Source organism: Peterkaempfera griseoplana (assembly GCF_001418575.1).
In the GTDB taxonomy this organism is placed as follows: domain Bacteria; phylum Actinomycetota; class Actinomycetes; order Streptomycetales; family Streptomycetaceae; genus Peterkaempfera; species Peterkaempfera griseoplana.
In genome coordinates this window covers 1-6,862 of the sequence record NZ_LIQR01000510.1, presented here as the reverse complement: position 1 = coordinate 6,862, position 6,862 = coordinate 1, and the positions used below count along the sequence as shown (strand labels likewise).

At 74.0% G+C, this 6,862-nt stretch carries 6 protein-coding genes and 2 pseudogenes; 6 read left to right on the top strand and 2 right to left on the bottom strand.

The genetic code is table 11. From position 1 onward, the window contains the following. Positions 1 to 439: pseudogene (locus AOK09_RS43300) on the bottom strand (hypothetical protein); the annotation flags it as partial. 261 nt (positions 440 to 700) lie between these two features. Here AOK09_RS43300 and AOK09_RS31415 point away from each other — a divergent pair. From AOK09_RS31415 to AOK09_RS31395, 6 genes are all read left to right on the top strand, one after another. Next, a complete protein-coding gene (locus AOK09_RS31415; protein WP_055590628.1) occupies positions 701 to 1,897 on the top strand; it encodes an MFS transporter in 1,197 nt (398 codons plus the stop codon). Positions 1,898 to 1,921: 24 nt separating this feature from the next. Next, entirely contained in the window at positions 1,922 to 3,172 is a 1,251-nt protein-coding gene (locus tag AOK09_RS31410) for an acetoin utilization protein AcuC (protein WP_055590627.1), read from the top strand. Between the two features lie 393 nt (positions 3,173 to 3,565). Next, positions 3,566 to 3,775: a helix-turn-helix domain-containing protein gene (locus AOK09_RS31405; RefSeq protein WP_055590626.1), complete on the top strand. Its 210-nt coding sequence runs from the start codon at positions 3,566 to 3,568 to the stop codon at positions 3,773 to 3,775. A 176-nt stretch (positions 3,776 to 3,951) separates the two neighbouring features. Beyond that, positions 3,952 to 4,050, top strand: coding sequence for a 30S ribosomal protein bS22 (locus AOK09_RS38470; protein ID WP_003948845.1), 99 nt, complete (start codon positions 3,952 to 3,954; stop codon positions 4,048 to 4,050). A 226-nt stretch (positions 4,051 to 4,276) separates the two neighbouring features. Next, positions 4,277 to 5,449, top strand: a complete 1,173-nt coding sequence (locus AOK09_RS31400; RefSeq protein WP_079063585.1) for an NAD-dependent epimerase/dehydratase family protein — start codon at positions 4,277 to 4,279, stop codon at positions 5,447 to 5,449. A 20-nt stretch (positions 5,450 to 5,469) separates the two neighbouring features. Further along, on the top strand, positions 5,470 to 6,588 hold the full coding sequence (locus AOK09_RS31395) for a lysophospholipid acyltransferase family protein (RefSeq protein ID WP_055590630.1): 1,119 nt from the start codon (positions 5,470 to 5,472) through the stop codon (positions 6,586 to 6,588). A gap of 84 nt (positions 6,589 to 6,672) precedes the next feature. On the opposite strand, the pseudogene AOK09_RS31390 reads toward AOK09_RS31395, so the two are convergent. Further along, positions 6,673 to 6,862, bottom strand: a pseudogene (locus AOK09_RS31390) (DUF5667 domain-containing protein); the annotation flags it as partial.

Genomic DNA, 6,862 nt, shown 5'->3' with positions numbered 1-6,862 from the left:
CGGTGGTGGGGGGGGGAGGGGCGGCCGGTGCCGGTTCGGCGGCGGGGGCCGGCGGGTCCACGGCGGTCCGGCCCCTGGGCCGGGCCGGCTCGGGAACGGCCTCGTGGCGGGCCGTCAGCGCGGCCGGTCCGAGGACCAGCGAGGTGAGCCGTCCGTCCGCGTCCAACCGGGCCCAGAGCAGCTCGCCGCCGTCCGCGCACTGCACCCGCCACAGTCCGCGGTGCGGCTGGACGGACCGCACGGGCCCGTGCCGCTCCCTGAGCTGTTCGGTCATCAGCTCCAGCCGGTCGACCGGGACCCGGGCCAGCAGCGCGGGGGAGAAGGCGGCAGCCGGCAGCTGCGGCGCCGTCAGGACCGCCGTCAGCAGCTCCTGCAGGGTCCGGTCGGCGGCCGAGAGCCGGCGGCCGTGCAGCAACTGGGGACCGAGAGCGCGCACCATCCCCACGACGTGTCCTCATCTCTTCGGAGGGGCCGACATCCACGGCACTCACTCTCACCGTAAGCAGCCAAGGGCGCAAAACATGGCAACTCACCTGAATGGCGTCAGAACGGATGGCGCCCCGCCGGCGCTGCGGGAACCGTCGCGATCACCTCGGCGGCACCCCCTCCCGAAGTCGGGCCCCAGGCCCTACGCTCGCGCCAGCACTCATACCCACCAGTAGCCGAGCGGTCCGCAGTCGACCGGGCAGGGGGCGCCCCGATGGAGGTCACCGGACGGCTCCGGCAGGCACGCGCCGCCCTGCTGGTCAGCTTCCTCTGCCAGGGCGTGGCCTTCGCCCTGCTGGTCACCCGCATCCCGGCCATCCAGCACCGCTACGGCGTCAGCGACGCCCTGCTGCCGGTCTTCCTCGCCGCCGTGCCGGTGCTCGCCGGGGCCGGTTCCATCGCCTCCGAACACGTCGTCCGGCGCACCTCGGCCCGCGCCGTGCTGCGCACCGTGCAGCCGCTGGTGTGCCTCTCGCTGGTGGGCGTCGGAGCAGGTGACTCGCTGTGGCAACTGGCCCTGTCGCTGGCGGCCTTCGGACTGATGGTCGGCGCCCTGGACGCCTCCATGAACATGCTGGGCGTCGGCCTCCAGCACCGCTACGGCCGCTCCATCATGCTGGGCTTCCACGCCGCGTTCAGCCTCGGCGGCATCATGGGCGCCTCCCTGGCCTGGGCCGGGGCGCACTGGCACCTCACCCTGCTCAGCCTCTTCGGCGGCACCGCGGCGGTGCTGATCCCGGTGTCCGTCGCCGCGTCACTGCGCTACGCCGGACCGCGGGAGCTGGCCGGGGCCGAGCAGGAGGCCGCCGAGGCCGCCGGCCGCTCCATACCCTGGCGTCCGCTGCTGCCGCTCTGCTTCGCCATGGCCGCGGCGTACATCGCCGACGCCACGGTCTCCAACTGGAGCGCCAAGTACCTCCAGGACACCCTGCACAGCTCGGAGGAGCTGGCCACCGTCCCGTACAACGCCTACATGGTCACCATGCTGCTGGGCCGGGCCCTGGGGGACACCGGGGTGCAGCGCTGGGGTGCGGTCGCGGTGGTGCGCGCCGGGGCGCTGCTCTCGGCACTCGGGTTCGCGGTCGCGGCCGTCGCCCCCGAACCCTGGACCGGCATCCTCGGCTTCACCCTGCTGGGGGTGGGCCTCTGCGCCATCGTGCCGCAGGTCTTCGCCGCGGGCGGACGGCGCTTCCCCGAGGCCTCGGACGCGGCGGTGGCCCGGCTCAACCTGTTCAACTACGTGGGCTTCCTGATCGGGTCCCCGCTGGTCGGTGCCGTCGGCGACGCCAGCTCCTACCGGGTCGCGCTGGCCGTGCCGCTGGTCCTGGTGCTCACGGTGCTGGCGGTCTCCCGCACCTTCGCCCCGACCGTGCAGCCGGCGCCCGCCGCCGTGCCCACCGAGGTGGGCTGATCCCGCTCCGCTACCGTGGCGGCCATGTCCGACGCCCTCCCCGCCGCCCAGCCCCGCCTGTCCCCCTGCGGGCTCCGCCTGCAGTGGGACGAGGACGTCACCGCGTACGACTTCGGCCCGGGCCACCCCATGGACCCGGTGCGACTCGCCCTCACCATGCGGCTGGTGGAGGCCTTCGGCCTGCCGGACGCCCCCGGCGTCACCGTGGCGGCCGCACCCCCGGCGGGCGACTCCACCCTGCGCCTGGTCCACGACCAGGCCTACATCGACGCCGTACGCGAGACCGCCGAGCACTGGCAGGACCCCTCCCGCCACCACCTTCGCCGGGGCCTCGGCACCGAGGACAACCCGGCCTTCCCGGGGATGCACACCGCCTCCGCGCTGATCGCCGGGCAGTCGGTCGCCGCCGCCGAGGCGGTCTGGCCGGCGGCCGGCACCCCCGCCGACCGGCCCCGTTCCCTGCACGCCGTCAACTTCACCGGCGGGCTGCACCACGCCATGCCCGGGCGGGCCTGGGGTTTCTGCATCTACAACGACGCGGCCCTGGCCATCGCCCGGCTGCTGGAGCTGGGCGCCGAGCGGGTCGCCTACGTGGACATCGACGTGCACCACGGCGACGGCGTGCAGCAGGTCTTCTGGAACGACCCCCGGGTGCTCACCGTCTCCCTGCACGAGACCCCCGCCACCCTCTTCCCGCAGACCGGCTGGGTGGGCGAGACCGGCGGCCCGGACGCCCCCGGCAGCGCGGTCAATGTGCCGCTGCCGCCCGGCACCGGGGACGCCGGATGGCTGCGCGCCTTCCACGCCACCGTGCCCGAGCTGCTCGCCGCCTTCCGCCCCCAGGTGCTGGTCACCCAGCACGGCGCCGACACCCACGCCGAGGACCCGCTGGCCCATCTCGCGGTGTCGCTGGATGCCCAGCGCGCCCTGGCCGTCTCCCTGCACGACCTCGCCCACCGGCACGCGGACGGCCGCTGGATCGCGCTGGGCGGCGGCGGCTACGAGGTGGTGGAGGTGGTGCCCCGGATCTGGACCCATCTGACCGCGGTCGCCGCCGGCCGCCCCGTCGACCCGGCGGCAGACACCCCGCCGGAGTGGCGTGCCGAGGTCTACCGCCGCACCCGCCGTCAGGCGCCGCTGCGGATGACCGACGGCAGGGATCCCGTGGCCTGGCGGGACTTCGCGGAGAGCGGCTACGACCCGGCGGACCGGCTGGACCAGGCCATCCTGTCGGTCCGCCGGGAGTGCTTCCCCCTCCTCGGCCTGCTGCCCTGAAGGGCGCCGGCCGCTCACCCGGGCGCTGACCGCCATGCCCCGTCCGCCCCGCGCCGGGCGTGTTCTGACGGACCGCCGGTGCGCACTCCCGCAGCGGCGCGCCGACCGGCGCATCCGCAGGCGCACCCGGTCACCGGGTGCGCCCCCAGTGCTTCGGCGGGCCCCGTGCGGGCCCCATCCCGCCCATGGACGTCGACACCCTGCGCGACCGGCCTGCTACCAGCCGTGGAGCGGTCACCTCCTGCAATCGGCGGTGTCGCGACGGTAGCGATGCCCCGGCATACCCCTCTTCCCACCCGTACCACCCGCAACTACTCTGGGGATACGCGTGCGCTGGCTTCAGTCACCGGAGGGGAAGCCGGTGCTCAGGGCATGCGAAAGGTCGGTGCTGACATGGCTTCTGGCGAGAGGCCTCTCAACGAGGTCAACTTCTTGACCGTGGCAGAGGTGGCCGCGGTGATGCGAGTGTCCAAGATGACCGTGTACCGATTGGTGCACAGCGGGGAGCTGCCCGCCATCCGGGTGGGCCGTTCCTTCAGGGTCCCCGAGCAGGCGGTCCACGACTATCTGCGAGAGTCCTACGTGGGGCGCGAGACCGCGTAGGACGCCCGAGGCGCAGCGCATCCGGCTCAGCGGAAGGACCTGGCGCACCGCGTGTGTGCGACTCGATTACGGCGCGCGCGGTGCGGCAGGTAGGCTAGGGCTTCCGTCAGTCGTATTCGGACTCCAGAGCACCGCGCCGCGGTCGCGAGAGAGTCCCAGTGAGCGAGGGTTGTTCCGTGGGCTCTGTCATCAAGAAGCGCCGCAAGCGTATGGCCAAGAAGAAGCACCGCAAGCTGCTGAAGCGGACGCGTGTGCAGCGGCGCAACAAGAAGTAACAGCGCCCCGATCCACCGGACGCCCGCACCGACCACGGTCGGAGCGGGCGTCCGTGCGTTCACGGCCGCTCCCGGGCGCACTCTCCGGCCGGGCCCGGGACCCCTGCCGCCATGCCGCCGACCGGGGTGATCGGGGCCACACGGTCATGCCGGGACATTCCCCGGCAACGACAAAGCGATACGGTGCCAGGACGGGCAGCGTATTTCTGACGGGAGGGCTGGCGCCTTGGGGAAGGTCGTGCTCGTCACCGGAGTGGCCCGCCAGCTGGGGGCCAGGTTCGTCAGGGCGATCCGGCAGGAGCCGGACGTCGACCTCGTGGTCGGCGTCGACCTCCAGCCGCCCGCGTACGACATCGATCCGCCGCAGGCCCCGGACCGGGCGGCCGCCGACGGGCGGCGGGACCGTGTCGCCGACTATGTCTTCGTCCGCGCCGACATCCGGCGCCCGGCAGTGGCCCGGGTGATCGCCGAGTACTCGGTGGACACCGTGGTCCATATGCAGGTCAGCGCCACCTCGCTGGGCTCCGGCGGCCGGGGCACGGTCAAGGAGACCAACGTCATCGGCACCATGCAGCTGCTGGGTGCCTGTCAGAAGTCCCCCACCGTGCAGCGCCTGGTGGTCAAGTCCACCACCAGCGTCTACGGCTCCGCCCCTCGCGACCCGGCGGTCTTCTCCGAACGGATGCAGCCCAAGACGCTGCCCTCTGGCGGCTTCGCCAAGGACGCGGTGGAGGTCGAGGGGTACGTCCGCGGGTTCGCCCGCCGCCGCCCGGACGTGGCGGTCGGTGTGCTGCGCTTCGCCAACATCATCGGCCCCGCCGCCGACACGCCGCTCGCCGGGTACTTCTCGCTGCCGGTACTGCCGACCGTGCTGGGTTACGACCCCCGGCTGCAGTTCGTCCACGAGGACGACGCGGTGGAGGTACTGCGGCTCGCCTCCCTCGACGCCCGCCGCGGCACCACCAACAGCGGCACCTTCAATGTCGCCGGCGAAGGGGTGCTGCTGCTCTCCCAGTGCGCCCGCCGCCTCGGCCGCCCCACCGTGCCGCTGCTCCTGCCGGCCATCAACTGGGTGGCCGGAGTGGTGCGGCAGACCCGGGTGGCGGACTTCTCGCCGGAGCAGATCCGGCTGCTGACCCACGGCCGGGTGGTCGATGTGACACAGCTTCACGAGACGTTCGGCTACCGGCCCCGGCGCACCACCGCCGAGGCCTTCGCCGACTTCGCCGCGCACCGCGCACCCGGGCTGCTCCCGCCGGAGCGGCTCACCGCCGCCGCCGACCGGCTGGCCGGGCTGCTGCCCCCGGCCGGACGGCCGCACACCACGCAGCCGACGCCGCCGGAGCCCTCGGGCCCGGCCGCTCCGGCGCCGGGCACACTGGAGCTGGACCTGCGATGAGCACCGCGAGGGAGTACGCCATGGGCGACGCCAAGGTCATCCCGATCGACTCGGCCCGCGGCGGCAGCGCGGCGCAGCCGGCAGCGGCGTTCGGGGAGGAGGCCGGGGGCCGCACCGGCGGGCGCCGGCCCTCGCCGCTCTCGGCGCTGCCCTCACCGCCCCGGGACGCCCGGCGGGGTCAGGACCCCTCGGCCGGGGAGGCCCCGGATCGTACGGCGGCCGTCGCCGGCCGGATCGCCGACACGGTGGGCCAGGCCCTGTCCGGGCCGCTCGGCGGCGTCGCCCAGCGGCTGCTGGGCCGGGGCTGGGAGGGCCGGGCCGCCAACGGCCTGGCGTTCCTGCGCCGCCGGATCACCGGTGACTACGAGGTGGACGAGTTCGGCTTCGACCGGGAACTCACCGAGGAGGTCTTCCTCTCGCTGCTGCGCCCGCTGGCGGAGAAGTACTTCCGGGTGGAGGTCCGCGGCGTGGAGAACATCCCGGCCGAGGGCGGGGTGCTGATCGTCGCCAACCACTCCGGGGTGGTGCCGCTGGACGCGCTGATGACCCATGTGGCCATCCACGACCACCACCCGGCCCACCGCCATCTGCGGATGCTCGCCGCGGACCTGGTGTTCGTGCTGCCCGGGGTCAACGAGCTGGCCCGCAAGGCCGGGCACACCCTGGCGTGCAACGAGGACGCCCAGCGGCTGCTGGAGCGCGGCGAGGTGGTGGGCGTCTGGCCGGAGGGCTTCAAGGGCATCGGCAAGCCCTTCGCCGAGCGGTACAAGCTGCAGCGGTTCGGCCGGGGCGGCTTTGTGGCGTCCGCACTGCGCGCCCAGGTGCCGATCGTGCCCTGCTCGATCGTGGGGGCCGAGGAGACCTATCCCATGATCGGCAACGCCAGGACCCTGGCCAGGCTGCTGGGCCTGCCCTATGTGCCGATCACCCCGACCTTCCCCTGGCTGGGGCCGCTGGGGGCCGTGCCGCTGCCCACCAAGTGGACGATCCAGTTCGGTGAGCCCATCTCCACGGACGTCCACCCGCCGGAGGCGGCCGACGACCCGATGCTGGTCTTCAACCTCACCGACGAGGTGCGGGAGACCATCCAGCACACCCTCTATCGGCTTCTGGTGCAGCGCCGCTCGGTGTTCTTCTGAGCCCTCGGGCGCGCGCCCGGGGACACGGCGAACGGGGCCGCCGCCCGCGTGGTGCGGGCGGCGGCCCCGTGCCGTCGTGGGGCCTCAGCCCAGGTTGAGCCCCAGGCCGGGGAGCAGACCGGGGATCAGCGGGGGGACGGTGAGACCGGGCTTGCCGTTGGGGGAGGAGGAGGGGCCTCCCGCCGTGGTGGAGCCGGCCGTGGCGGTACCGGTGGTGCCGGGCGTGGTGCTCCGGCCGGTGAGGCCGCCGGCGAGGCCGTCCACCAGGCCGCCC